Annotated in this window: 22 protein-coding genes; 16 read left to right on the top strand and 6 right to left on the bottom strand. The window is 55.3% G+C overall.

The window, feature by feature from the left end; all coding sequences use genetic code 11:
• Window positions 1-11 precede the first annotated feature (11 nt).
• A complete protein-coding gene (locus KZZ06_RS10550) occupies window positions 12-983 on the top strand; it encodes a C45 family autoproteolytic acyltransferase/hydolase (RefSeq protein WP_219580000.1) in 972 nt (323 codons plus the stop codon).
• Between the two features lie 21 nt (window positions 984-1,004).
• On the top strand, window positions 1,005-2,327 hold the full coding sequence (locus tag KZZ06_RS10545) for an aspartate aminotransferase family protein (RefSeq protein ID WP_219579999.1): 1,323 nt from the start codon (window positions 1,005-1,007) through the stop codon (window positions 2,325-2,327).
• A 54-nt stretch (window positions 2,328-2,381) separates the two neighbouring features.
• Here KZZ06_RS10545 and KZZ06_RS10540 read toward each other — a convergent pair whose 3' ends face one another.
• Window positions 2,382-2,942 carry a type 1 glutamine amidotransferase domain-containing protein gene (locus KZZ06_RS10540; protein WP_219579998.1) on the bottom strand — a complete coding sequence of 187 codons (561 nt, stop codon included), beginning with the start codon at window positions 2,940-2,942 and terminating at the stop codon, window positions 2,382-2,384.
• A 166-nt stretch (window positions 2,943-3,108) separates the two neighbouring features.
• On the opposite strand from KZZ06_RS10540, the gene KZZ06_RS10535 reads away from it, so the two are divergent.
• From KZZ06_RS10535 to KZZ06_RS10505, 7 genes are all read left to right on the top strand, one after another.
• Window positions 3,109-3,756, top strand: a complete 648-nt coding sequence (locus KZZ06_RS10535; RefSeq protein ID WP_219579997.1) for a paraquat-inducible protein A — start codon at window positions 3,109-3,111, stop codon at window positions 3,754-3,756.
• 11 nt (window positions 3,757-3,767) lie between these two features.
• Window positions 3,768-4,373 carry a paraquat-inducible protein A gene (locus KZZ06_RS10530; protein WP_219580430.1) on the top strand — a complete coding sequence of 202 codons (606 nt, stop codon included), beginning with the start codon at window positions 3,768-3,770 and terminating at the stop codon, window positions 4,371-4,373.
• A complete protein-coding gene (locus tag KZZ06_RS10525; protein WP_257884311.1) occupies window positions 4,366-6,450 on the top strand; it encodes an MlaD family protein in 2,085 nt (694 codons plus the stop codon). The genes KZZ06_RS10530 and KZZ06_RS10525 overlap by 8 nt, the downstream gene beginning before the upstream one ends.
• A gap of 3 nt (window positions 6,451-6,453) precedes the next feature.
• Window positions 6,454-7,017 carry a membrane integrity-associated transporter subunit PqiC gene (locus KZZ06_RS10520; protein WP_219579996.1) on the top strand — a complete coding sequence of 188 codons (564 nt, stop codon included), beginning with the start codon at window positions 6,454-6,456 and terminating at the stop codon, window positions 7,015-7,017.
• Between the two features lie 233 nt (window positions 7,018-7,250).
• The gene (locus tag KZZ06_RS10515; protein WP_219579995.1) at window positions 7,251-9,380 is read left to right on the top strand and encodes a polysaccharide biosynthesis tyrosine autokinase; all 2,130 of its coding nucleotides are present in this window, start codon (window positions 7,251-7,253) and stop codon (window positions 9,378-9,380) included.
• Between the two features lie 115 nt (window positions 9,381-9,495).
• The gene (locus KZZ06_RS10510) at window positions 9,496-10,503 is read left to right on the top strand and encodes a hypothetical protein (protein WP_219579994.1); all 1,008 of its coding nucleotides are present in this window, start codon (window positions 9,496-9,498) and stop codon (window positions 10,501-10,503) included.
• A 16-nt stretch (window positions 10,504-10,519) separates the two neighbouring features.
• The gene (locus tag KZZ06_RS10505) at window positions 10,520-12,082 is read left to right on the top strand and encodes a substrate-binding domain-containing protein (RefSeq protein WP_219579993.1); all 1,563 of its coding nucleotides are present in this window, start codon (window positions 10,520-10,522) and stop codon (window positions 12,080-12,082) included.
• Here the strand turns inward: KZZ06_RS10505 and KZZ06_RS10500 are convergent.
• The 4 genes from KZZ06_RS10500 to dnaK all read right to left on the bottom strand — a co-directional run bounded on the left by KZZ06_RS10500 (window position 12,079) and on the right by dnaK (window position 16,728).
• Complete coding sequence (locus KZZ06_RS10500; protein WP_306664392.1) at window positions 12,079-12,687, bottom strand: hemerythrin domain-containing protein; 609 nt, start codon at window positions 12,685-12,687, stop codon at window positions 12,079-12,081. The two genes, KZZ06_RS10505 and KZZ06_RS10500, sit on opposite strands and share 4 nt — an antisense overlap.
• 45 nt (window positions 12,688-12,732) lie before the next feature.
• The gene (gene radC / locus KZZ06_RS10495; protein WP_219579992.1) at window positions 12,733-13,494 is read right to left on the bottom strand and encodes a DNA repair protein RadC; all 762 of its coding nucleotides are present in this window, start codon (window positions 13,492-13,494) and stop codon (window positions 12,733-12,735) included.
• A 97-nt stretch (window positions 13,495-13,591) separates the two neighbouring features.
• Window positions 13,592-14,743, bottom strand: a complete 1,152-nt coding sequence (dnaJ, locus tag KZZ06_RS10490; protein WP_219579991.1) for a molecular chaperone DnaJ — start codon at window positions 14,741-14,743, stop codon at window positions 13,592-13,594.
• Window positions 14,744-14,820: 77 nt separating this feature from the next.
• Window positions 14,821-16,728 (bottom strand): molecular chaperone DnaK, encoded by a 1,908-nt coding sequence (gene dnaK, locus KZZ06_RS10485; protein ID WP_219579990.1) that lies wholly within the window; start codon window positions 16,726-16,728, stop codon window positions 14,821-14,823.
• A gap of 210 nt (window positions 16,729-16,938) precedes the next feature.
• On the opposite strand from dnaK, the gene KZZ06_RS10480 reads away from it, so the two are divergent.
• Complete coding sequence (locus KZZ06_RS10480) at window positions 16,939-17,541, top strand: alpha-ketoglutarate-dependent dioxygenase AlkB (RefSeq protein ID WP_219579989.1); 603 nt, start codon at window positions 16,939-16,941, stop codon at window positions 17,539-17,541.
• Window position 17,542: 1 nt separating this feature from the next.
• On the opposite strand, the gene KZZ06_RS10475 is transcribed toward KZZ06_RS10480, so the two are convergent.
• A complete protein-coding gene (locus tag KZZ06_RS10475; protein ID WP_219579988.1) occupies window positions 17,543-18,367 on the bottom strand; it encodes an ABC transporter permease in 825 nt (274 codons plus the stop codon).
• Between the two features lie 113 nt (window positions 18,368-18,480).
• Here KZZ06_RS10475 and cysQ point away from each other — a divergent pair, with 113 nt between their 5' ends.
• From cysQ to KZZ06_RS10445, 6 genes are all read left to right on the top strand, one after another.
• Window positions 18,481-19,278, top strand: a complete 798-nt coding sequence (gene cysQ / locus KZZ06_RS10470; protein ID WP_219579987.1) for a 3'(2'),5'-bisphosphate nucleotidase CysQ — start codon at window positions 18,481-18,483, stop codon at window positions 19,276-19,278.
• The gene (locus KZZ06_RS10465) at window positions 19,278-20,078 is read left to right on the top strand and encodes a 3-deoxy-manno-octulosonate cytidylyltransferase (RefSeq protein WP_219579986.1); all 801 of its coding nucleotides are present in this window, start codon (window positions 19,278-19,280) and stop codon (window positions 20,076-20,078) included. The genes cysQ and KZZ06_RS10465 overlap by 1 nt, the downstream gene beginning before the upstream one ends.
• Complete coding sequence (locus KZZ06_RS10460; protein ID WP_219579985.1) at window positions 20,075-21,307, top strand: glycosyltransferase family 2 protein; 1,233 nt, start codon at window positions 20,075-20,077, stop codon at window positions 21,305-21,307. The genes KZZ06_RS10465 and KZZ06_RS10460 overlap by 4 nt, the downstream gene beginning before the upstream one ends.
• A 108-nt stretch (window positions 21,308-21,415) precedes the next feature.
• On the top strand, window positions 21,416-22,309 hold the full coding sequence (galU, locus tag KZZ06_RS10455) for a UTP--glucose-1-phosphate uridylyltransferase GalU (protein WP_219579984.1): 894 nt from the start codon (window positions 21,416-21,418) through the stop codon (window positions 22,307-22,309).
• Window positions 22,310-22,329: 20 nt separating this feature from the next.
• A complete protein-coding gene (gene galE / locus KZZ06_RS10450) occupies window positions 22,330-23,313 on the top strand; it encodes a UDP-glucose 4-epimerase GalE (RefSeq protein ID WP_219579983.1) in 984 nt (327 codons plus the stop codon).
• Between the two features lies 1 nt (window position 23,314).
• Complete coding sequence (locus KZZ06_RS10445) at window positions 23,315-24,511, top strand: glycosyltransferase family 1 protein (protein ID WP_219579982.1); 1,197 nt, start codon at window positions 23,315-23,317, stop codon at window positions 24,509-24,511.
• Window positions 24,512-24,522 lie beyond the last annotated feature (11 nt).

Genomic DNA, 24,522 nt, shown 5'->3' with positions numbered 1-24,522 from the left:
GAGGCCAGCACATGCTTTGGCGTGCTATATCAGAAGAAACGCCCGGTCCTAAATGGGCCGGGCTTTTCGCCGACTACTGGCCTTACTACCGTAAATGGTGGCTGAAGGAGGGCGAATCCGTGCGCCCGACCTATGCGGAATGTGTGCGGGCGCTGAAAAAGCACATGCCCGAGATGATACCGCTGTACGAAGAACTGTGTGAACAGGCCGGCGGCGGCGATCTGGCCGCGCGGTTCCTAAGCTTCTACTGCCCGCCGCCCTATCTGTCGGGATGCAGCCAAGCTGTCTGGGGTGGCAAAGAACCCGTTTTGGTCCGCAATTACGACTATAACACAAACGCCTTTGACAGTTTGGTTTTGCACACGGGATGGCAAGGCCGCAAAGTTATGGGCACCTCGGACGGGTTGTTCGGGTTGGTCGACGGTGTGAATGACGCCGGTTTGTCGATCTCGCTGACCTTTGGAGGCAGGCGCGTTGTGGGTGTGGGATTTGGCGTTCCATTGATCCTGCGCTATGTTTTGCAAACCTGTGAAACCACGGAACAGGCAGGCAAGGTGCTGGCACGGGTGCCAACGCACATGAGCTATAACGTCACCGTGCTGGACCGCAAACGCAAGTACCTGACGGCGTTCATGGCCCCCGACCGCGAGACGTTGATTACCAATGCAGCGGTGGCAACCAACCATCAAGAAACGGTCGAATGGATCAGTCACGCGCGTTTCACGGCCACAGTTGAACGCGAGCGGTATTTGCTGCAACGGCTGCGTTTCCACCGCGACCCCGAAGAGAAATTTATCGGGGCTTTTCTAAAGCCGCCCTTGTATTCGCATGCCTTTAGCGCCGGTTTTGGAACATTATACACGGCTGTGTACCGGCCCCGTAAACGCCAGATGGAGCTGCGTTGGCCCGGAACAATCTGGTCGCAAACGATTGATAACTTTGAGGAAGGGGCACGCAATGTATTGCTGCCCGGTGCCGCTTAACCCTGAACCACGGATGGACCTATGTCGCATATTTTTCCCCGTCACACCCGCAACCTGCCCCCCGTCGCTGTCAGCGGCCAAGGGTGTTACCTGACCGACGCCAGCGGCAAACAGTATCTGGATGCATCAGGCGGCGCGGCTGTGTCGTGCCTTGGCCATGGCGACGTTGAGGTGATCGACGCGATCAAGGCGCAGTTGGACAGTCTGGCCTATGCGCATACGGGGTTCTTTACCTCTGAGCCTGCTGAAACCCTTGCCGATCTGTTGATCGAACACGCCCCCGGCGATCTGGATCGTGTCTATCTGGTGTCCGGCGGATCAGAGGCAGTCGAGGCCGCGCTAAAGCTGGCCCGTCAATATTACGTTGAGCGTGGCCAACCCGACCGTGGCCGTATCATCGCGCGCAAGCAAAGCTATCACGGCAATACCATCGGTGCCTTGTCAGCGGGGGGCAACGAATGGCGGCGCGCACAATTTGCGCCGCTGCTGCTGGACATCAGCCATATCGACCCCTGTTATGAATACCGCCTTATGCATGATGGCGAAACGCCCGAAGAATACGGTATCCGTGCCGCGAACCTGCTTGAGGAAGAATTGCTGCGTGTTGGCCCAGAAACCGTCATGGCGTTCATTGCCGAACCTGTGGTGGGGGCGACGTCTGGCGCGCTAACCGCTGCGCCGGGGTATTTCAAACGCATCCGCGAGATCTGCGATCAATACGGCGTGTTGCTGATCTTGGACGAGGTCATGTGCGGCATGGGGCGCACGGGCGCATTGTTCGCCTGCTCGCAAGAGGGCGTGAACCCGGATATTTTGTGTATCGCCAAGGGGTTGGGCGGTGGATACCAGCCCATTGGGGCAATGCTGTGCACCGCTGAGATTTACCGGGCCATCCAGGACGGGACAGGTTTTTTCCAGCACGGCCATACCTATGTGGGCCATCCGACGGCCGCGGCTGCCGGTGTCGCGGTGGTTTCTGCCGTACTGGGGCGCGATCTGCTGTCCAACGTGCAACGTCAGGGGGACAAGCTGCGCAGCGCGTTAAACGCCGCCTTTGGCCAACATCCGAACGTGGGCGATATACGGGGTCGCGGGTTGTTCATGGGCGTCGAAATGGTTGCGGATCGCGGTACGAAAGCACCGTTTGATCCATCCAGAGGCATCGCCGCAAAGATCAAGAAACACGCGTTTGAGAACGGTCTGATTTGCTATCCGATGTCTGGCACGATTGATGGGAAAACCGGTGACCACGTGTTGCTGGCACCGCCGTTTATCATCACTGACGCCCAAATTGATGAACTGGTTGAAAAGCTGGCCAAAAGCATCACGCAAGCATTGGGTTAGAAACAAAAAGGCAGGGCGCTAACCCTGCCTTTTCCATCCGATACGAAAGCTGGTTCAGGCAGCTTCGCGGTCGTGTTTGCCTTCTTCGACCTCTTCAACGATCTTCGCGATGAACGCGTCCAGATCTTCGGGCGAACGGCTGGTGATGATCGCTTGATCCACCACAACTTCGCTATCCTCAAAATGCGCGCCGGCATTTTTCAAATCGGTGGCGATCGACGCATAAGATGTCGCTTTGCGTCCTTCGATCAGGCCCGCCTCAATCAGCAACCAAGGGGCGTGGCAGATGGCGGCAATCGGCTTGCCAGAAGCGCCAAATTCTTTGATCAACGCAACAACGTCTTTGTTGGCGCGCAGAATGTCAGGGTTCATTTGACCGCCCGGCAGGACGAGGGCGTTGTAATCAGCGACACTTACGTCAGCCAGCGCCTTGTCGGCGGGAACGGTGTTGCCCCAATCCTTTTGATCCCAGCCTTTGATATCCTCGCCGTCTGGGGTCACGACATGTACGGTCGCACCTTTGGCGCGCAGGTCGTTCAGGGGGCGTTCAAGCTCGGATTGCTCGAAACCGTTGGTTGAAAGGATCATGATCTTTGCGTTTGAAATCTGTGTCATCGTTACTCTCCTTTTATGCTCGTTACTTGCTTGTCCGTCCCAACACTTGCGCGGCGAAATCGTTCCAGCCCGCAATCAAGGAATGCCCGGTCAGAGCCGTGTTTTCATGACTATTTCGTGTGCGGATTTGGATATCATATGCCGAAATACACTGTATAAACACGCTATGAAGGACACTGTTGATCATGACACACAAATTCCCCTGACAGAGCTTATCGTCTGTCCGAAATGTGATGCCGTGTATCATCTGAAAATCCCGAAAATGGGCGAAAAGGCCGTTTGCGAGCGATGCCACGCCCTGCTGATTGCGCCGCGGCACAAAGCGGGTCTGATTATCATCGCCATCTCAATCGCGACGTTCATTTTGATCATCGGTGCTGCGTTTTTTCCGTTCCTTGATATCGACGCGGCGGGCAACAAAAATTCGGTTTCGGTTATCGATGCTGCATTGGCGTTTTCCAGCGGGCCGCTGTTGTTGCTGGCATTGGCAACCGCCGGTTTGATCCTGTTCGTGCCGTTGATCCGGGTGATGATTACGCTGTACGTGCTGGTGCCTATCGTGCTGGATTTACCCCCGGCCCGATACGCAATGCAGGCCTTTCGCGCATCCGAAGCTTTGCGTCCGTGGTCGATGGCCGAAATCTTTGCACTGGGCTGCGCCGTTGCACTGATCAAAATCGCAGATTTGGCAACGGTCGGGTTTGGCCCGGCGTTCTGGATGTTTGGCGGTTTGGTGGTTCTGGTCGTCGCCCAAGAGAACTTTATTTGTAGATGGTCAGTATGGAATTCACTGGAACACCCCAAAAAATCCTGAGCGCGCGCCAGATGGGCCTTGTGGCCTGTACCCGTTGCACCAAAGCATGGCCGGTTGGCACCCAAAACTGTGGGCGCTGCGGGCATAAACTGGTGTCGCGTGACTATGGCAGTCTGCAACGCGTCTGGGCATTCTGGGTCGTGGGTCTGATGTGTTATATCCCTGCGAATGTTTACCCGATGCTGCGCACCAAGACGCTGTTTCAGAACGAAGAAAGCACGATTATTGGTGGTGCCGTCGACCTGGCCCACCATGGCGCAATTGGAATCGCGTTTATCATTTTGCTGGCTTCGGTCGTCATTCCGCTGGCCAAATTCTGGGCCATTGCGTTCCTTGCGATCAGCGTCAAAAGCCGCCGTATGGCATCAAACCATGCGCGGCATTTCATGTACGAAATCGTCGAATACATTGGCCGCTGGTCGATGATCGATATCTTTGTGGTTGCGATTTTATCATCTCTGGTGCAACTCAAGACACTAGCCACTATCAATCCCGGTCCGGCGAGCATGTTCTTCGCAATTTCGGTGATTTTCACTATGCTTTCGGCGCAGGCTTTCGATTCCCGTATGATCTGGGATGACCAAGCAGAGGATGGGGATTCCACGCAATATGACTAATACACCACCCGACGTGCCGATCAAATCCGCGCGCAAGATATTTCTAAGCGGCGCTTCGATTGTCTGGATCATCCCACTTCTCGCGCTTTTGGTTGCATTGGGCGTCGCTTGGCAAAGCTATAACGCGCGCGGGCCGCAAATTTTCGTTGAATTCGAAAAGGGTGCCGGCATCAAGGCGGGTGAAACTGAATTGCGGTTCCGCGATGTGACCATTGGCCGGGTCGAGGCAGTCGGGTTTTCCGAAGGGTTGGGCAAGGTGGTCGCAACGATACGCGTCGACAAGGATGTTGCCCCATATATCGACAACAGTGCCTCGTTCTGGATCGTCCAGCCCGAAGTATCTGCCCAAGGCATCACCGGCCTAAGCACCGTTTTGAGCGGTGTTTATATCGAAGGGTCTTGGAACGATGAAATCGGCACATTTGCAAATCGTTTCAGCGGTGCCGATTCTGCGCCCCTGATCCGCACTGGACAAACCGGTTTGCAGATCGCGTTTCGCACAGTGGGGAATGGCCAGCTGACCGATGACGCGCCGATCCTGTATCGCGGCATCGAAGTGGGCCGTCTGGGCAAGGCCGAGATTGCGCCTCGTGGTAATTTCGCAATCGTCGAGGCGCTGATTTATGAAGAGCACCGCAATCTGGTGAACAGCTCTACCCGGTTTTGGGATAGTTCGGGGTTCAGTGTCTCAATTGGTCCCGGCGGTGCCGAGATTGATTTTGCATCGATCGCCACGCTGATCGGTGGGGGCGTCACCTTTGATACCTTTGTTTCTGGCGGCGGCCGTGTTCAAGACGGTACGGTTTTCGAGATTTTCCCAAGCAAAGAAGAAGCACGCAACGCCGTGTTCAATTCGTCCGCGGTTGAGCCGGTCGAGCTGAGTGTGATCTTTGACGAGAATATTTCTGGTCTGGCGGTTGGTGCCGTGGTTGAGCTGAGCGGCTTGAACATTGGTCAAGTCGAAGCGCTGTCTGGGATTGTGGATTATAACCAGTTTGGCGACAGCCGGGTTCGGTTGAACGCGACCCTGTCTATTCAGCCTGCGCGCCTTGGTTTGCCGGGCGAAGTATCCGCAGAAAGCGCGTTGGAGTTTTTGCAAGATCGGGTGGCCAACGGATTGCGGGCACGTCTGGCCAGCGCCAGCTTGCTGACGGGTGGCCTTAAGGTGGAAATGATCGTGGTCGAGGATGCCCCGTTTGCGCGGCTGGAAGCGACGCCGGATAGTTTACCTGTCATGCCAACCACCAAGAACGAAACGTCCGACGCTGCCGCAACTGTCGAAGGTGTCTTTACCCGTATCAACAACCTGCCTATCGAGGAATTGCTGAACAGCGCAATCGGGCTGATGAACTCCGCTCAGGCGTTTATTGGCAGTGATGAATTGCAGCAAACACCGAAAGATGTGCGGACCTTGATCAATGAAGTCACCGGGTTGGTGTCGTCCGATTCAGTTAAGAATATTCCGGTCTCGTTGAATGCGACATTGTCGCGGGTGGAAACACTGGTTGCAACGCTTGAGCAAGAGCAAATGGCAGCGCGCTTGTTGGATGCGTTGGACGCGGTGTCGACCGCAGCGGATGGGTTTTCAACATCTGTCGAAGGCGTGCCCGATCTCATTACAGAAGTGCAAGCGGTTGCCGCCAAAGCCAGCGAGCTTGAGCTTCAGCAATTGGTGGATGAGCTAACCAATTTGACCCGCTCGGCAGAGGCTGTCGTTGGCACGCCAGATGCAGTTGCCCTGCCGGGATCGCTGAAAAATGCCTTGGATGAACTTAACTATACCTTGCAAGAATTGCGCGAGGGCGGCGCGGTTGAAAACGTCAATCAAACATTGGCGTCTGCACGCAATGCGGCGGATAATATCGCTGTGTCTGCAAAAGATTTGCCGCAGATCGTTGATCGGCTATCGTCCCTGTTCGATCAGGCCAGCCGTACGATCGAAGGCTATGATCAAGGCGAGAAGATCAGCCGTTCCGCACAGGAAACCTTGCGGGATATCCAAAAAGCGGCTGACGCGCTTGCATCTTTGGCCAAGACAATTGAACGTAATCCAAACTCGCTATTGCTGGGACGGTAGAACATGAACGTCGTAAAAACTATCGCAACTCTGGGGCTGCTCTTGACGGTGGTCGCATGCGGGTCCGCGGACCGCTATGCCGTAACGCTGCCCCCCATAACAGAAACCGTGCGCATCGCATTCCGGTCAGTCGAGGTGCGCGATGTATCTTTGCCCAGCTATGCAGCCGCTGACGAGATCCACATCCGTCAGAATGATGGCACCTTGGTCAGCTCGACTGACACGCTATGGGCAGATGCCCCTGAACGGGCAGTCGCACTTGAGATCAGCGAAAGCTTGTCCCGGTTGACCGGCAGACCAATCGCGTCAGAGCCATGGCCCTTTGAAGCCTATCCAGACGCCCGGTTAGAGCTGCGCTTTACCGAGCTATTGGCGACCGAAACAGGACAGTTCCGCGCGGCTGGGCAATACTTTGTCGCGGTTTCAGGGGGCGGTAGAGAACGGTCGGGTCTGTTTGATCAAAGCGTACAGTTCGATCCCAAAAGCGGCCCTGCAGGCATTGCCAGCGCCCGCGGTCAGCTGATCTTTAAGCTTGCAGAATTTATTGCCAAAGAAGGATTGAAGTAAAAGGATGGATTATGCGCGGCGAGCAAATGCGCATAATATAACTTTATGTTGAAATTCTCGCCTAACCCGTTAGTAGTCCGTCAAATATTTAGGGGTGTCGTAATCGTAGACACCCGATGGGATTGCACGGCTTGTGCGGGCGAAATTTTATCAATTGAGCTTTTGTTTAAATGATTTGGTAGCGGCTGGCCTCCACCGAATTGGCTTATGATTTTAAGGACGACAGGAATACGATGAGCGACACTTTGCAAAAAAACCACGGCGGCAATGAAGTCGAAGAAGGCACGATCGACATTACCGCCCTGATTAGAACGCTGTGGCGGGGCAAGTGGATCATCACCCTCGTTACCATATGTGCTGTCGGTTTGGCGATATATTACGCCTATTTCAAAGCTGTTCCCATGTACCGTGCTACGGCTGTCGTTATCATGGAGACCGCACAGGAGAACGTTGCTGGCCTGCCATCAATCGCGGGTGGTCTTTCTGGTGAGAGTACTGGAGTCAATACCGAGGTCGAAGTTCTGAGATCGCGCGGCCTTGCCGAGAAAGTAGTCAAACGTCTGAACCTTATCGATGATCCGGAATTTAATGCCGAACTCAGAGACCTGTCGCTTATAGAGAGTGGAGTTAAGGCGATCAAATCCGTTATCGGGTCGGGTATGTCCGATGAGATGGCACAAGATGTGACGTTACAGAAAAATAGAATTCGCGATAATGTCACAGAGCAATTGCTGCGCCAAATATCCGTCAGCAATATACGCCAAAGCCTGGTCTTCAATATCTCAGCGGAAACTCAGTCGCCCGTGAAATCTGCTGAGATCGCGAATACATTCGCCGAGACTTATATTCAGAATCAGCTCGAAGTGAAATTTACCGCTACTGAGCAAGCCACAGAATGGTTGAGTAATCGCGTATCTGAACTGCAAATCGAACTTGAGACCGCCGAAAAGAAGGTAACGAGCTTTACAGCTCAGACGCAGCTTGTGTCGAGCGAGGGTCTGCAAGTGCTTGAACGGCAAATCAAAGAAATGCGAGATCGGATTTCGGATGCGGAAATAACGAAGGTGGAGCTCGAAAGTATGTTGAGCGCCTTGAATTCCGCCCAAACCGTCGATGAAAAACTGGCCGCTGCCAAAGACACCACACTGAGCCGGATCGCAGGTGATGGCTTGACGTCGGAAGCAACCCGAAAAACGTTTGATCTGCGCTACCAGACAATTTTGAACCGCGTCCAGAACGATATCATGAGATCCGAACAGCAATTGGCCGCGATGCGGCTTTCCGAAACTGATTTGGGTGTGCAGGTCGAAAGCCAAGGCCAAGACTTGATTGTGTTGCAGCAGCTAACCCGTGAATCTGAGGCAACCCGCCTTTTGTACGAATATTTTCTGACTCGCCTGAAAGAGACCTCCGCACAGAAAGGCATTCAGAAAGCTGACAGTCGCATTTTATCCAATGCCGTTGTGCCTGCGTTGACAAGCGCGCCGAAGAAAGCGCAGATCGGTGTTATGGCTTTGGTCCTCGGGGCCATGATTGGTGCGGGTTTCGTATTACTGCGCGAATTTACGATGAACACATTCCGCACGGCAGATGACCTTGAGAGCCACACAGGCTTTAACGTTTTGGGGCAAGTGCCGCTTATTCCGACACGAGGGCGTCAAGATACTTTGCAGTACCTTTCCGACAAACCGACTTCGGCTGCGGCGGAGGCAATTCGCAACCTGCGGACGTCTTTGATGCTTTCGAGTGCGGATAAGAAACCTCAGGTCATTGTGTCGACCTCGTCCATTCCGGGCGAGGGCAAGACAACTGTCTCGCTCTCTTTGGCGAAATTTCTGTCAGGCCTTGGAAAGTCGGTTCTGTTGATCGAGGGCGACATCAGGCGTCGGACATTGAACGAATACTTCCCCACGCTGCCGACAACAGGTATCGCATCTGTTTTGAACCGAGATGTTGATTTTGCGGATGCTATTCATCGCCCAAAAGGCTTTGACGTCGATGTTCTGGCCGGAGAAAAGACGAATGTGAATGCGGCTGATGTCTTTTCGTCTGATACGTTCAAAGAGTTCATTGCCGATATGCGCAAACGATATGATTATATCATCATCGATACCCCACCCGTATTGGTGGTTCCTGATGCACGTATCATTTCTGAAAATGCCGACGCGATCCTATTCTCGGTGAAATGGGATAGCACCAGCAAGGCGCTTTTGGACGAATCTATGCGCGTTTTCAACAATTCAAACCAACGTATTACCGGGTTTGTATTGAGCCAGATAAACGAAAAAGCGATGCGCAAATATGGTCATGGCGGCAAGGGTGGTGCCTTTTCTCAGTACGGAAAAGGGTATTACGATATCTAACCCTCCACGGTGGATCTGCCCAGAAAAAGACAGATTCATACCTTTGCCCCGCCTTAGGTTCGACGCGGTTATGTACAATATTTAGCTGGGAATCATTCCCAGTGAGGTCTTGAACATGGCACGTACGAAAGAAATCCTTACCGCTGCAGGCACCTTTGGCTGTGCCTTGGGCATAGGTTTTATCATGCAAAACTCTGACGCTGCCAATGAACGGTATGGGGCGGCGTCAGCGGTGGAAGCCCGTGAAAGCTCACTCCAATCATTGGATGCTGAAACGTCGATCCTCGAAGTACAGGACATCGAACTGACATCGGCTACTTTTGATGTCCAAACGGATCAGATTGACGGTGTGGCACCCAGCTCAGACACCCAAGTAACATTGGCTGCGGTATCCGGGACAGAGGATCCTGCGGTCGAACTAACACCACAACCCGCCCCCGCTGCATGTGAAATAATTGCCGATGCGCGCCCCATGGCCGCTGCGATGGTAAACCTTACGCTTGATGCGGCTTGCCTACCCAACGAACGGATCACCATCCACCACAGCGGCATGATCTTCACGCAGACGACATCGCCTACTGGCAGCCTGAACATCAATGTTCCCGCGCTTAGCGAAACGGCGGTTTTCGTCTTCGCTTTTGGTAATGGGGATGGGGCCGTTGCACAGGCCAAGGTCGAAGACCTAGCAGATTTTGACCGGATGGTTCTGCAATGGAAAGAGGCGGCTGGTTTCCAAATGCACGCGTTCGAGTTTGGCGCTGGCTATGATGACGCTGGGCATGTCTGGTCCGGTAATCCACGTGATATGGCGTCTGCAATCACTGGCGCAGGTGGCTTTGTCACGCTGAACGGTGACATCAACGCTACTGCGCCGATGTTGGCCGAGGTGTATACATTTCCTGTCGACAGCGAAGGTCACGATGGCATCGTCGTGCTGACCGTTGAGGCCGAGGTAACGAACGCCAATTGCGGGCAAGAAATCGAAGCCCAGACGCTGGAGCTGAATTCGAACGATAGCATCCGAACACGCGATTTAACCTTGGCTGTCCCGGATTGTGACGCATTAGGCAGCTTTCTGGTGTTGAATAATCTGTTCGAAGACCTGAAAGTTGCCAGCAACTAAACAAAGCTGAGGTCACATGCTCACTTCTTTACGTGCGGCGGTTTTCGCCGCACTTTTCCTATTTGGCGGTGCAGTACAGGTGGCCGCGCAAGATGTGGCGCTCACCTCACGTGATGGCAAAATTGAACTTAGCGGTACGCTGCTTGGCTTTGATGGCGAATTCTACCGGATCCAAACTGAATATGGCGAACTGACCGTAGATGGCTCAGGTGTTCAATGCGCGGGGCCAGGGTGCCCAAACCTTGAGAACTATGTCGCTGAACTGCAACTGTCTGGATCTGCGACGATGGGGCAGGTGTTGATGCCGGCGCTGATTGACGCCTTTGCAAAACGCAGCGGATACCGCGCTTCGCGTCATGACGGCGAAGACAGCCGTTTTACCTATCAATTGGAAGACGAAAAAACCAACGAGACCGTCGGGCGGTTCATGTTTCACGCCAGTAACACGGACGAAGGGTTTGCAGATTTATTGGCAGATGAAGCCGATATTGTGATGTCGTTGCGTGAAATGCGCCCGCATGAACGGCAACGTGCCCGCGAGGCGGGGTTTGGCGATATGACAGGCCTGAACCGCAGTCGTGTGCTGGCCCTTGATGCGGTCGTACCCGTCGTGTCGCCGTCCAATCCGGTGAAATCGATTTCTCCGGCGGTATTGGCCCGGATTTTTGCGGGCGAAATTACAAACTGGCAAGCCATCGGAGGCCCCGATGCGCCTATTGATCTGCATTTGCCCAGCGACAGCAGTGGCTTGGCACAGGCGATTACGGATCAGGTTTTGCACCCCGCTGGTCTTGTGCTTTCGGCGGATATTACCCGCCATGCCTTGCCCGAGGATCTTGCGAACACCGTGGCGGGCGATACTTTTGCCTTGGGGATCACAAGCTATGCCGAGCGGCGTAAAACTGATGTTCTGACGCTCACAGGTGGCTGTGGTTTTGCGCTGGATGTGTCCCGCAGGACCATTAAAACCGAAGATTATCCCCTGACCGCGCCGATGTTTTTATACTTCCCAGCACGGCGTTTACCGCAGCTGGCACGGGATTTCCTGTCCTTTACCCGCAGCCCCACGGCACAGATCGTGATCCGCCGTGCGGGATTTGTGGATCAAACCCCCGAAGAAATCCCGATCGACGCTCAGGGTAATCGTTTTGCCAATGCAATCAGCGTGGCAGGGCCGGAAACCACCTTGGAAGAACTGCAACGTATGACCGCGACATTGACCCCGATGGCGCGCCTGTCCACGACGTTCCGTTTTGAGGCCGGGTCGGTTCGGCTGGACGCACAATCACGATCCAACGTGCAGCAACTGGCGCGCGCGCTGGAGCTTGGTCAATATGATGCGCGTCGTTTGTTGTTTGTGGGGTTCAGCGATGGCGAAGGCGCTGCGCGTGCGAACCGTGAAATTGCCCTGCGCCGCGCCGAGGCTGTGCGCCGGGCCGTGACAACCGCCGCGGTGACCGTCAATCTGGACCGCGTGACACTGGATGTAGATGCCTTTGGTGAAGCGATGCCAATGGCCTGCGATGACAGCTCTTGGGGGCGTCAGGCAAATCGGCGCGTCGAAGTATGGGTGCGTTAGCGAAACTGCGGCGGGTCGTATTTCAATAACACCGGCACAACTAATTCTTCCTCGTCGGTAAGGTGACGGTTCAACATCGGACGAAAGGCATCAAGCTGTCCCTTCAGGGTCGCCGTCGCATCGATAAACCCGCCCGCTGCGCCGTCATGTTGCAAGACGGTATTGGCGCTGTTTGCCAGATTTGACAGGATGCCATCAAGGCTGTGATGGTCCGCATCCAGAATATCAAAGCCCCTCTCGGCGCTTTTCTCGAGCTTTGCCATCACGGGGAAATACTGGGCGTCTTCGATTTGGTGATGCCCGTGCAGCTGGTTGATCAGCATCCCGCCAAACCGATGCAGTTTACGCTTGTATTGCTCGGGCGCTTCAAGCCCGTCTAGCGCCGATTTTGCATCACTGTCCAATTGATCCAGCAGCCGGCGGAACATCAGGTGCCGGTCCAGCCAGAACGCGATCAGCTGTGAATAATTGGGGTTTTGCACCCATCCGGCACGCGGGTACGCCTCGATCAGGCTGCGAAGCGCATCAGGCAGGCCGCTGCGTTGCGATAGGGATAATTCGTCCGGAACTGGCATATCAATCATACTATCGGTCATATCGGGCATAGCGGATGCCGTAAATTCTGCATTTCTGAACAGACCAGTCGCGGTTTATAGATACCCTTCGGCCCGAAAGCTAAGCTCGGTTGATTTGCCGATTATTAGGTGGTCGTGCAGGGTCATTCCGAGGGCCTCACATGCTGCCAAAACCTGCCCGGTCATATCGATGTCCGCTTGTGACGGGGTCGGGTCGCCTGACGGATGATTATGCACCAAAATCAAGGCGCTGGCATTCAGCTCAAGCGCCCGCTTTGCAACCTCGCGGGGGTATACGGGGACATGGTCAACCGTCCCTTTGGCCTGTTCTTCGTCGGCTATAATGACGTTCTTGCGATCCAGATATAGCACGCGGAATTGCTCGGTCTCGCGATGGGCCATCACCGTGTGGCAATAATCCAAAAGAGCATCCCAGCTGGAAACAACATGTTGCTGCATGATTTTTGATCGGGCCATGCGGTGGGCCGCTGCCTCGAGTATCTTGAGCTCTACAATCACGGCATCCCCAATCCCCGGAATGTCGCGCAAACGTGCCTCGGGGGCGGTGATGACACGGTTAAAATCGCCAAAGCGGTTCATCAGCGCATTGGCAAGCGGTTTGACGTCGCGCCGTGGGATGGCGCGAAACAAGACCAGTTCCAGCAGTTCATAATCCGGCAGCGGATCCGCCCCGCCTTGCATGAAACGCGCCCGCAACCGTTGGCGATGATTGGCAATATAGGAGGGCTGCTTGCCCGAAACGGGCGTTGTTTGCACGGCCTCGTCCCGTAGAAACGGGAACACAGGGTCAGCAAACGAGGGTATATTTTTCCGCATACCAGCACCATTTCGCAAGGGTGGTTAGGATTGCGTTAATTTGCGCTGTATCACAGCGCGCGGGAGGGTCAGGTGGGGCAAGCGCCCCACCTTGTTGTTAGCCCTTCATCGTATCCCAAAAGGATTTAACCGACGAAAAGAAGCTGCTGGATTCCGGGTTGTTGTTCTCGGATTCCTTTTCGAACTCTTGCAGCAGTTCCTTTTGGCGGCCGGTCAGGTTCACGGGTGTTTCGACGGCCAGTTCGATAATCATATCGCCTGCGCCACCGCCGCGCAGGGGCGGCATGCCCTTGCTGCGCAACCGCATTTGACGGCCCGATTGGCTGCCTGCCGGGATTTGCACACGCCCGCGACCACCATCGATGGTGGGCACTTCGATGCTGCCACCCAAGGCTGCCGTGCTCATCGAGACGGGCACGCGGCAGAACAGGTTGGGGCCGTCACGTTCAAACAGCTTGTGATCCTGCACTTCGATAAAGATGTACAGATCGCCGGAAGGACCGCCGCGCAAGCCGGCCTCGCCTTCGCCAGCAAGACGAATGCGTGTACCAGTTTCGACACCCGCGGGAATGTTTACAGACAGCGCACGTTCTTTTTCAACGCGGCCCGCACCCCGGCAGGATTTGCATGGGTTTTTGACGATCTGACCCATGCCGGAACAGGTCGGGCATGTCCGTTCAACCGTAAAGAAACCCTGCTGCGCCCGTACCTTACCCATACCCGAACAGGTGGGGCAGGTTGTGGGTTCTGCGCCGCCTTCTGCACCCGATCCTTTACAGGAATCACATGCAATTGATGTGGGTACGCTGATCGATTTTTGCATTCCCTTGAATGCTTCCTCGAGGGTGATGCCAAGGTTATAGCGCAGGTCAGCACCGCGCGCGGCACGGCGTCCACCGCCCCCGCCACCGCGTTGACCCATAAAGTCACCGAAAAGATCGTCGAACACGTCTGAAAAGGCAGACGAGAAATCGCCCTGACCGCCGCCATAACCACCGGGCCGCTGGCCGCCGCCCATGCCACCTTCGAAAGCGGCGTGACCATAGCGGTCATAGGCCGCTTTTTTCTCGGCGTTCTTTAGAACCTCATAGGCTTCGTTCGCTTCTTTGAACTGTGCCTCGGCTTTGGGATTGTCAGCATTGCGATCAGGGTGCAATTCCTTGGCTTTGGTACGATAGCCTTTTTTGATCTCGTCGGCAGATGCGCCTTTGGCAACGCCAAGTATCTCGTAATAATCACGTTTGGCCATGAATTAGCTCCTACGCTGAAACGTGACGGGCCGGCCCAGCAATCGGACCGGCCCCATCAGTGGTTTCAATGGCACACTTACGTGCGCTTGTTGTCGTCCAGATCTTCGAAGTCGGCATCAACGATGTCGTCATCGCCGTGGGGCTGGTCTGCCGCCTCGGCCACGTCTTCGTTGCTGTCCTGCGCGGCCTTATAGATGGCTTCGCCCAGTTTCATCGCAGCTTCCGATACGTTCTGAATGCCCGACTTGATCTTATCGACGTTGTCGGTTTCCAGCTCATCGTTCAGGGCCGCGATGGCCAGTTCGATTGCTTCGACGGTGGTTGGGTCAACCTTGTCAGCATGCTCTTCCAGCGACTTTTCGGTCGAGTGGATCAGCGATTCCGCTTGGTTTTTCGCTTCGATCAGCGCGCGACGTTCTTTGTCTGCATCGGCGTTGTCTTCGGCGTCTTTCACCATCTGTTCGATATCCGCGTCGGACAAACCACCAGAAGCCTGGATCGTGATCTTTTGCTCTTTGCCTGTGCCCTTATCCAGCGCGCCAACAGCAACGATACCGTTCGCATCAATGTCAAAGGTCACTTCGATCTGGGGCATACCGCGTGGTGCTGGCGGGATGTTTTCCAGGTTAAAGGCACCAAGGATCTTGTTGTCCGCAGCCATTTCGCGTTCGCCTTGGAACACGCGGATGGTCACAGCATTCTGGTTGTCTTCGGCGGTCGAGAAGACCTGAGACTTTTTGGTCGGGATCGTGGTGTTACGATCGATCAGACGGGTGAATACGCCGCCCAATGTTTCGATACCCAGCGACAGCGGTGTCACGTCAAGCAGAACAACGTCTTTCACGTCGCCTTGCAGAACACCGGCCTGAATGGCCGCACCCATGGCAACAACCTCGTCAGGGTTCACACCCTTGTGCGGCTCTTTGCCAAAGAATTTGGTCACTTCTTCGATGACGCGCGGCATGCGGGTCATACCACCAACCAGAACGACTTCGTCGATCTCAGAGGCCGAGATACCAGCGTCTTTCAACGCGGCGGCACATGGCTTCATCGATGCTTTGATCAGGTCGCCAACCAACTGTTCCAGCTTGGAGCGGGTCAGTTTCATAACCATGTGCAACGGCGAACCGTCTTTGCCCATCGAAATGAACGGTTGGTTGATCTCTGTCTGGCTTGCGCTGGACAGTTCGATCTTGGCTTTTTCTGCCGCTTCTTTCAGGCGCTGAAGCGCCATCTTGTCTTTGGTCAGGTCAACGCCGTTGGACTTTTTGAATTCATCCGCAAGGTAGTTCACGATGCGCATGTCAAAGTCTTCACCGCCCAGGAACGTGTCCCCGTTGGTGGATTTAACTTCGAACAGACCGTCGTCGATTTCCAGGATGGTTACGTCGAATGTACCACCACCAAGGTCATAGACCGCGATTGTTTGTGTTTCTTTTTTGTCCAGACCGTAAGCCAGGGCCGCCGCTGTCGGTTCGTTGATGATCCGCAGCACTTCGAGGCCGGCAATCTTGCCCGCGTCTTTGGTGGCCTGACGCTGGGCGTCGTTAAAGTATGCAGGCACAGTGATAACCGCTTGGTTAACTTCTTCGCCCAGATACGATTCTGCTGTTTCTTTCATCTTACCAAGGATGAACGCAGAGATTTGCGAAGGAGAGTATTTCTCGCCCTTGGCTTCGACCCATGCGTCGCCGTTGCCGCCGTCGATGACGTTGAACGGCAGGTTCTTTTTGTCCTTGGCCAGATCAGGGTCATCATTGCGACGACCGATCAGGCGCTTAACGCCGAAAATTGTGTTTTCTGGGTTTGTGACCGCTTGCCGTTTGGCAGGCTGGCCGACCAGACGTTCATCGTCGGTAAAGGCGACGATGGATGGTGTTGTACGTGCACCTTCTGCGTTTTCAATAACGCGAGGCTGGCTGCCGTCCATAATGGCGATACAGCTGTTGGTGGTTCCTAGGTCGATACCAATTACTTTGGCCATGATTTGATCCCTCATTGAGTTAAGGCGATGACACGAGACTAGGGCCCATTGTGGCGCCCGCGCCCCGATCTTTGTACGCTAAAGGCCGGATGCCGTCAGCGGTTCGATGGGTATATAAGGAGCAGTTCTGGACCCTGCAACCGTTGCATGAGAAAGGAATAGGAGAATCTGCGTGGATTTTTCCGTATTCGGGCTAGGAGAGGCAAATAAATGACGGTTTTGCGTTTGCGTGGCTTTGAAATCCACAAAGCGTTGCTTGATCCCGATGCGCAGCGGGCTGTGCTGGATGATGTGCGCAAGGTGGTCAAAGCGGCCCCATTCTTTCGTCCTGTCACGCCGGGTGGGCAAAAAATGTCGGTCCGGATGACATCAGCCGGTAAATACGGCTGGATGACGGATGCTGATGGGTATCGCTATGCAGAGACGCATCCAAACGGTCAGGTCTGGCCCGCGATCCCGGATACCGTACTGGCGATTTGGGACCAATTGACGGGTTTGGACCGCCAGCCCGAATGTTGCTTGATCAATTACTATGCGGCTGATGCCAAAATGGGCATGCACCAAGACCGCGACGAGGCCGATTTCAGATGGCCTGTCGTGTCGGTTTCGCTGGGCGACGAGGCGATGTTTCGCATCGGCGGGCAAAAACGCGGCGGCAAAACCGACAGCGTTTGGCTGCAATCGGGGGATGTTGTTGTGATGGGGGGCGAGGCGCGGTTGAACCACCACGGTGTTGATCGCATCCGGGCAGGATCGTCCAAGCTTTTGCCCAAGGGCGGCCGGATCAACCTGACACTGCGGGTGGTGGAATAACCTAGCGGCGGGCGTTCCAGCTGGCCGAGGCATGCTTGCGTGTATAAAATTCGCCCATCAGGCCGATAACCATCAAAACCACACCCACCCAGACGGCATATTCCCAGTTACTGTAACGCGGGTTGTAATTGATAAACGCAAATCCGCGCGCCTGATCAATGATATGAAACAGCGGGTTCCAGTCAAACATCGTCAGCATAAAGGTGGGCAATGTATTTGCCAAAAACATCTTGCCTGACGCGATCATGTTGGCCCGTTGGTAAAGCGACGTAAAAATGGTCGTGAACGAAGGGGCCCAGGGTTTGATCGCCAGCAAAACCATGCCCACCGCCACGCCGGTAAACCATGCAACCATCATCATACCAAACACGCCGGACCAGTCGTAGATATCCACCGGATTAAACGCGAGGTGATAAACAGACATGATCATCACCAGCGAAAGCATCTGAACATAAAGCGACCCCAACGCCGACGCTGCCAGCGCGATCATGGTTGTCATGGGCGCGTGTTGCATCATGGCGCTTGCCGGTCCTTCGGACCCGACCACCGCTGTCACCGTTTTGGTGTGCATCATATAAAGGAAAATGCCGCTCATGATGTAGATGACGAAATCGCCCCGGATGGCCGAACCGCGCATCCCAAGGACCGTAAACATCACATAAAAGACGCCAACGAACATGACCGCCTGAAAGATGTTGATCCCGATGGCGGCAAACGCATTATTGTGCTGCTTGCGCACCTGCCGGACAACCGAATGATACACCAGTTCTGCCATGGACAGGGCAGCTGCAAATGGCCCTTGGGCCGTGCGTCTGGGTTGGAACATCTCAAAAGCCTCTATGCTTTAGGTCTTAGCACGGAATTCTTGCTGTTCCGTCAAACTGTAATCATAAGGGGTTTGCGTAAAGTAATCAACGAAACTCAGGGGATCGCGTCATTATGGATTATCAAAAACTGGTGACAGTTATGCGGCGTCTCTCGCTTGAGGCTGGCGACAAGATCATGGAGATCTATGGCTCGGATGATTTCGAGGTAAAGACCAAGTCGGACGAAAGCCCGGTCACCATCGCTGACGAAGCCGCAGACAAAATTATCTCAGATGGTTTGCGCGCTGCATTTCCCGATGTGATGCTGGTCACCGAAGAACAATCCGCCACACATACCGCCCGTGGCGATACGTTTTTGATCGTCGATCCGCTGGACGGCACCAAAGAATTCATTAACCGTCGGGGGGACTTCACCGTGAACATCGCCCTTGTCGAAGGGGGCGTGCCGACCCGTGGCGTCGTCTATGCGCCTGCGCGCGGACGCATGTTCTTTACGCTGGCAGATGGCAGTGCGGTCGAAGAAACCGGTGATTTCCCAAAGGATGAAGTGGGACCGGTCACGCCAATAACAGTCTCTAACCCGGACAACTTGGCGCTGATGGTTGTGGCGTCAAAGTCGCACCGCGATCAGGCGACCGATGATTACATCGCCAAGTACAAGGTGCAGGACATGAAGAGCGCGGGTTCGTCTTTGAAATTCTGCCTGATCGCGACGGGCGAGGCTGACCTGTACCCACGCGTCGGCCGCACGATGGAATGGGACACAGCTGCAGGTCACGCGGTATTGGCTGGCGCAGGCGGCGCGGTTGTCCGCTTTGATGATCTGACGCCGCTGAAATATGGCAAGGCCGATTTCGCCAACCCGTTCTTTATCGCCCACGCGCCCGGCGTAGACCTAAAGGCGTCCTGATGTCTGTTCTTATTGTTATTCCCGCCCGCTATGCATCGACCCGCTATCCGGCGAAACCTTTGGCGATGCTCAAAGGGGCCAGCGGCATTTCACGCAGTCTGATTGAACGCAGCTGGCGCGCCGCCTGCGAGGTGCAGGGCGTCGATAAGGTGGTTGTCGCAACCGACGACGACCGGATCAAAACCGCCGCCGAAGCCTTTGGTGCCGAGGTCGTCATGACCTCGGTCGATTGCGCCAACGGGACGGAACGTTGTGCCGAGGCGCACACGGTGCTGGGCGGCGGGTATGACATCGTTGTGAACCTTCAGGGCGATGCACCCCTGACGCCGCATTGGTTCGTCGAAAGCCTTGTACAGGGTCTGAAAAACGCCCCCAAAGCTGGTATTGCGAGCCCCGTGCTGCGCTGTGATGGTGCTGCGTTGAACAGCCTGCTGGCCGACCGCAAAGCGGGTCGCGTGGGGGGCACAACATCGGTTTTTGCCGCCGATCATAGCGCGATGTACTTTTCGAAAGAGGTGGTGCCATTCACCTCGAAAACCTATGGCGATGCTGATCCGACACCGGTTTTTCACCATGTTGGTGTCTATGCCTACCGCCCCGATGCACTGGCTGCATACCCGTCGTGGCCTGTCGGCCCGCTCGAACAGCTCGAAGGGTTGGAGCAGCTTAGGTTCATGGAAAACAGCCACACGGTTCTATGCGTCGAGGTCGAATCCAAGGGCCGCCAGTTCTGGGAGTTGAACAACCCCGAAGATGTGCCCAAGATCGAGGCGATGATGGCGCAGATGGGTCTGGAATGACCGATCTGCCTGTCAGTGTTGTGATCGTCAGCCGTGGACGTCCACAATCGCTGGCACGCACGCTGACAGGCATTTCTCAACTGCAATACTGGAACTTCGAGGTCGTGGTGGTGGCGGACCCCGAAGGGATCGCGTCTGCCGCGGCGTTGCCCTTTTCTGATGACTTAAAACTGGTGCCGTTTGACACGCCAAATATCTCGGCGGCGCGCAATCTGGGGCTTAGCCATGCTGCTGGCGAAATTATTGCCTTTATCGACGACGATGCTGTGCCCGAACCGATGTGGCTGCGCCATCTGGTGGCACCGGCCAGCCAAGGCGACGTCGCCGCGATGGGGGGGTATGTCCGGGGCCGCAACGGGATTTCGTTTCAGTGGAAAGCCGCCAGCCTAGATCAACACGGCATGCCCCAGCCGCTGACATTGGACACGGATCAAGCGACGGTTATGAGGCCGCCAAATACCCGCGCTATCAAAACCGAAGGCACTAATATGGCGTTTAGGCGCGATGTGCTGGTCGATCTGGGCGGCTTTGATCCGGCATTTCATTATTTTCTGGATGAAACCGATCTGAACATGCGGCTGGCAAAGGCGGGTTATGCCACGGCGATTGTCCCTGTGGCCGAGGTCCACCATGGATACGCAGAGAACCGAATGCGGACATCGGCGCGGGTGCCGACCGACCTGTATGATATCGGTGCAAGCTGGGCGGTCTTCCAACGCAAACATGTGGCCGAGGGCGCAAGGCCTGCTCAGTGGCGCAGCCTGCGCGATGAACAACGCAAGAGGGTGCTAAGGTTTCTGCAATCCGGCCAGTTGGAACCGCGCGATGTTACGCAGCTGATGAAGCGGCTGGATCTGGGATATGCCGACGGACAACACCGAAAAGAGGTGCCAACCAAGCCGCCCAAACACGGGATTGACCCTTTCAGGCGGTTTTCCGCTGTGCCCAGACAGGCCAAAATGATCGTGAGCAGGCCGTTCACCGCTACCGTTGATCGAAATCGTGCGCTGCGCGAACTGGCAGCGGGTCACATTGTTACATTGCTCATTATTTCACCAACCGCGATTTTCCACCGACTTTCCTTCGCAAATGACGGATTGTGGGTGCAAGCTGGCGGGCTGTTCGGTAAGGTCGAGCGCACCGATAAGTTGATTAGCTTTGCGTCTAGAGTAACAAAAGCAGAGCGCGAGATGCGACGCGTGGCTTTGCAAAGAGGTTTTCACCAATAGACGACACCAAGGTCCGTACTATATTAGAGCCAAGCTATTTAAACCAAACGGATATGGCATTTTGCTTTTCGCAAAACAAAGCCAATAACGGATAAGGAAGACTGCCGCATGGGCAAGAAGGTAACGAAAGCAATTTTCCCTGTGGCGGGTCTGGGCACGCGGTTTTTACCGGCGACCAAATCGGTGCCAAAGGAAATCATGACGTTGGTCGACCGCCCCTTGGTCCAATATGCGATTGATGAGGCCCGCGCGGCAGGCATCAAAGAATTCATCTTTGTCACTTCGCGCGGCAAAGGCGCTTTGGAAGATTATTTTGACCACTCTCCCGTGCTCGAGCAGGAACTGCGCTCCAAGGGTAAAACCGAGCTGTTGGAGATTTTGAAGAATACCAACATGGACAGTGGTGCGATTGCCTATATCCGCCAGCACAAGGCGCTTGGTTTGGGGCACGCCGTTTGGTGCGCGCGCCGTCTGATTGGCGACGAACCTTTTGCGGTCATGTTGCCGGACGACGTGATTGCGGCCGATAAACCGTGCCTGCAGCAAATGGTCGAGGCGTATAATGAAACCGGCGGTAACATGGTTGCCGCGATGGAGGTCGCCCCGGATCGCGTGTCGTCTTATGGTGTGCTGGATGTGGCCGACGATCAGGGTGAACTGGTCAAGATCCGCGGCATGGTTGAAAAACCCAAGGCCGAAGATGCGCCATCGAACCTGGCTGTTATCGGCCGGTATATTCTGTCGCCCAACGTGCTGCGCAATCTCAACCAACTTAAATCCGGATCGGGCGGTGAAATTCAGCTGACCGACGCCATCGCCGCCGAGCTGACGCAGGGCCACGATGTTTACGGCTACAGGTTCAAGGGGCAACGTTTCGACTGCGGGTCGAAATCTGGCTTCTTGCAGGCCACCGTGTCCTTTGGTCTGGCCCGAGAAGACCTGCGCGATGATCTGCACGGATATTTGCAAGATATCATGAGCGTCGATAAAACTGCCCATTAGGGTCTAGCAAAGGCAAGCTGATGGTTAATGTATTGGTGACAGGCGGCGCGGGCTATATCGGCTCACACGCTTGCAAAGCGCTTGCCGCTGCCGGGTTCACACCGGTGACGTTTGATAACTTTGTCACCGGCTGGCGTGATGCGGTTAAATTTGGCCCGATGGTCGAGGGTGACCTGCTGAACCGGGCCGAAATTGACGCAGCTTTCGCTGAATACAAACCTGTGGCCGTGATGCATTTTGCAGCACTTAGCCAGGTGGGCGATAGCATGACGCAGCCGGGTCTTTACTGGCGCAACAACGTTCAAGGGTCGCTGAACCTGATCGAGGCAGCAGTCGCGGCCAATTGCAAAAACTTTGTATTTTCATCGACTTGCGCCACCTACGGTGACCACGACAACGTCGTTCTGGATGAAGACACTGTGCAGCTGCCGATCAACGCATATGGCGCCTCCAAACGCGCGATCGAAGACATCCTGCGCGATTTCGAGGTCGCACATGGCCTGAAAAATGTGATCTTTCGCTACTTTAACGTGGCAGGGGCCGATCCCGACGGCGAGGTCGGCGAATTTCACCAGCCCGAGACCCATCTTGTGCCGCTGATGTTGGATGCAATTGATGGCAAGCGGGATGCGTTAACCATCTTTGGCACCGATTATGACACGCCCGACGGCACATGTATTCGCGATTATGTGCATGTCTGCGACCTGATTGATGCGCATGTTCTGGGGCTGAACTGGCTGCTGGATGGCAAACCCAGCCGCGTTTTCAACCTTGGCACGGGCACGGGTTTTTCAGTGCGCGAGGTGATTGATCGCAGCCGCGAGGTAACCAATCGCGCAGTCCCTATCAAAGAAGGTGTGCGGCGTCCGGGCGATTGCACCAAGCTGGTTTCAGGGTCTACCCGCGCCGCCGCAGAACTGGGATGGGCACCAAAGCGGTCGACCATGTCGCAAATGATTTCTGACGCGTGGAGATGGCATCAAACTGGCCACTACAATTCATAATATGCCTGCCGCACGCTTGCTGGATGTCACGCGGACCTTGCGCCGCGCTGGACGTATGGCAACGGGTGTGGATCGGGTCGAACTGGCCTATCTGGCGCAGTTTCTGTCTGATGATACCCCGTGTTTCGGCCTTGCGCGCACGCCGCTTGGCTATCTGTTGCTGGACCGCGCTGGTTTGCAGGGCGTTCAAGACCGCATTGAGGGGCGCATTGATTGGGGTGCGCCTGATTTACTGTCGTGGTCGCTGCGCGGCAGGTCGACGGTTGGCAGGCGCGCCGAGGCGGATTTCAGGCGGCTTGCCATTGCGCGCGCGGCTGCATGGCGTTTGCCGCGACTGATCAAGAAACTGCCGGTGCCGTGCCGATATTTCAATGTGGGCCACAGCAATCTTTCACGGCGCGTGTTATCGACCCTTAATGCCAACGGGATCGATATTAGCGTTCTTATTCATGATGTTATCCCCCTTGAATACCCGCAGTACCAACGTCCCGGTTCCGTTGATCCGTTCCGGGCTAAACTGAAATGCGTGCAAGAATGGGCTGATCTGGTGATCTATAATTCAGCCGATACCAAGGCCCGAGCCGAGGCGCAGATGGCGGCGTGGGGCAAAATACCAGCAAGCATTGTTGCGCATCTGGGAACAGTTCCCCCGCAATCTGACCCGTCGAAGCTGCCGTCTGGTCTGCCGCCGACAGAGCCATATTTTGTTACTGTCGGAACAATCGAGCCGCGCAAGAACCATAAATTCCTGCTCGATATATGGGATGAACTGGGCCCTGATGCGCCGCTTTTGCTGATCTGTGGTGGACGCGGTTGGAATAATGACGCGGTGTTTGCGCGTCTTGACGCCATGGGGCCGGACAGTCGGGTACGTGAAATCTCAAACTTGTCTGATCCCGCTCTTGCGGCGCTGGTGCAAACCGCATCCGGCAGCCTGTTTCCCAGCTTCGCAGAAGGCTTTGGCCTGCCGCCGCTTGAGGCGCTGATGCTGAAAACAAGGGTCCTATGTAACGATCTGGGTGTTTTGCACGAGTTTTTGGGCGATATGCCTGTTTACGCAAGCGTTTCCGATCAGTATCAATGGACGAGGATCATAAAAGAATGGGCAAACACACCCGAAATGCAAGAGACCCCGACGGCGTTCCAAGGGCCGACGTGGAAAAACCATTTCAACTTAGTGTTAAGTCCGAGAGCATAGGCTGTCCGCTC

Source organism: Sulfitobacter sp. CW3 (assembly GCF_019392245.1).
GTDB lineage: Bacteria > Pseudomonadota > Alphaproteobacteria > Rhodobacterales > Rhodobacteraceae > Sulfitobacter.
The sequence above is the reverse complement of the archived record's forward strand: the minus strand, read 5'-3'. Positions and strand labels throughout refer to the sequence as shown.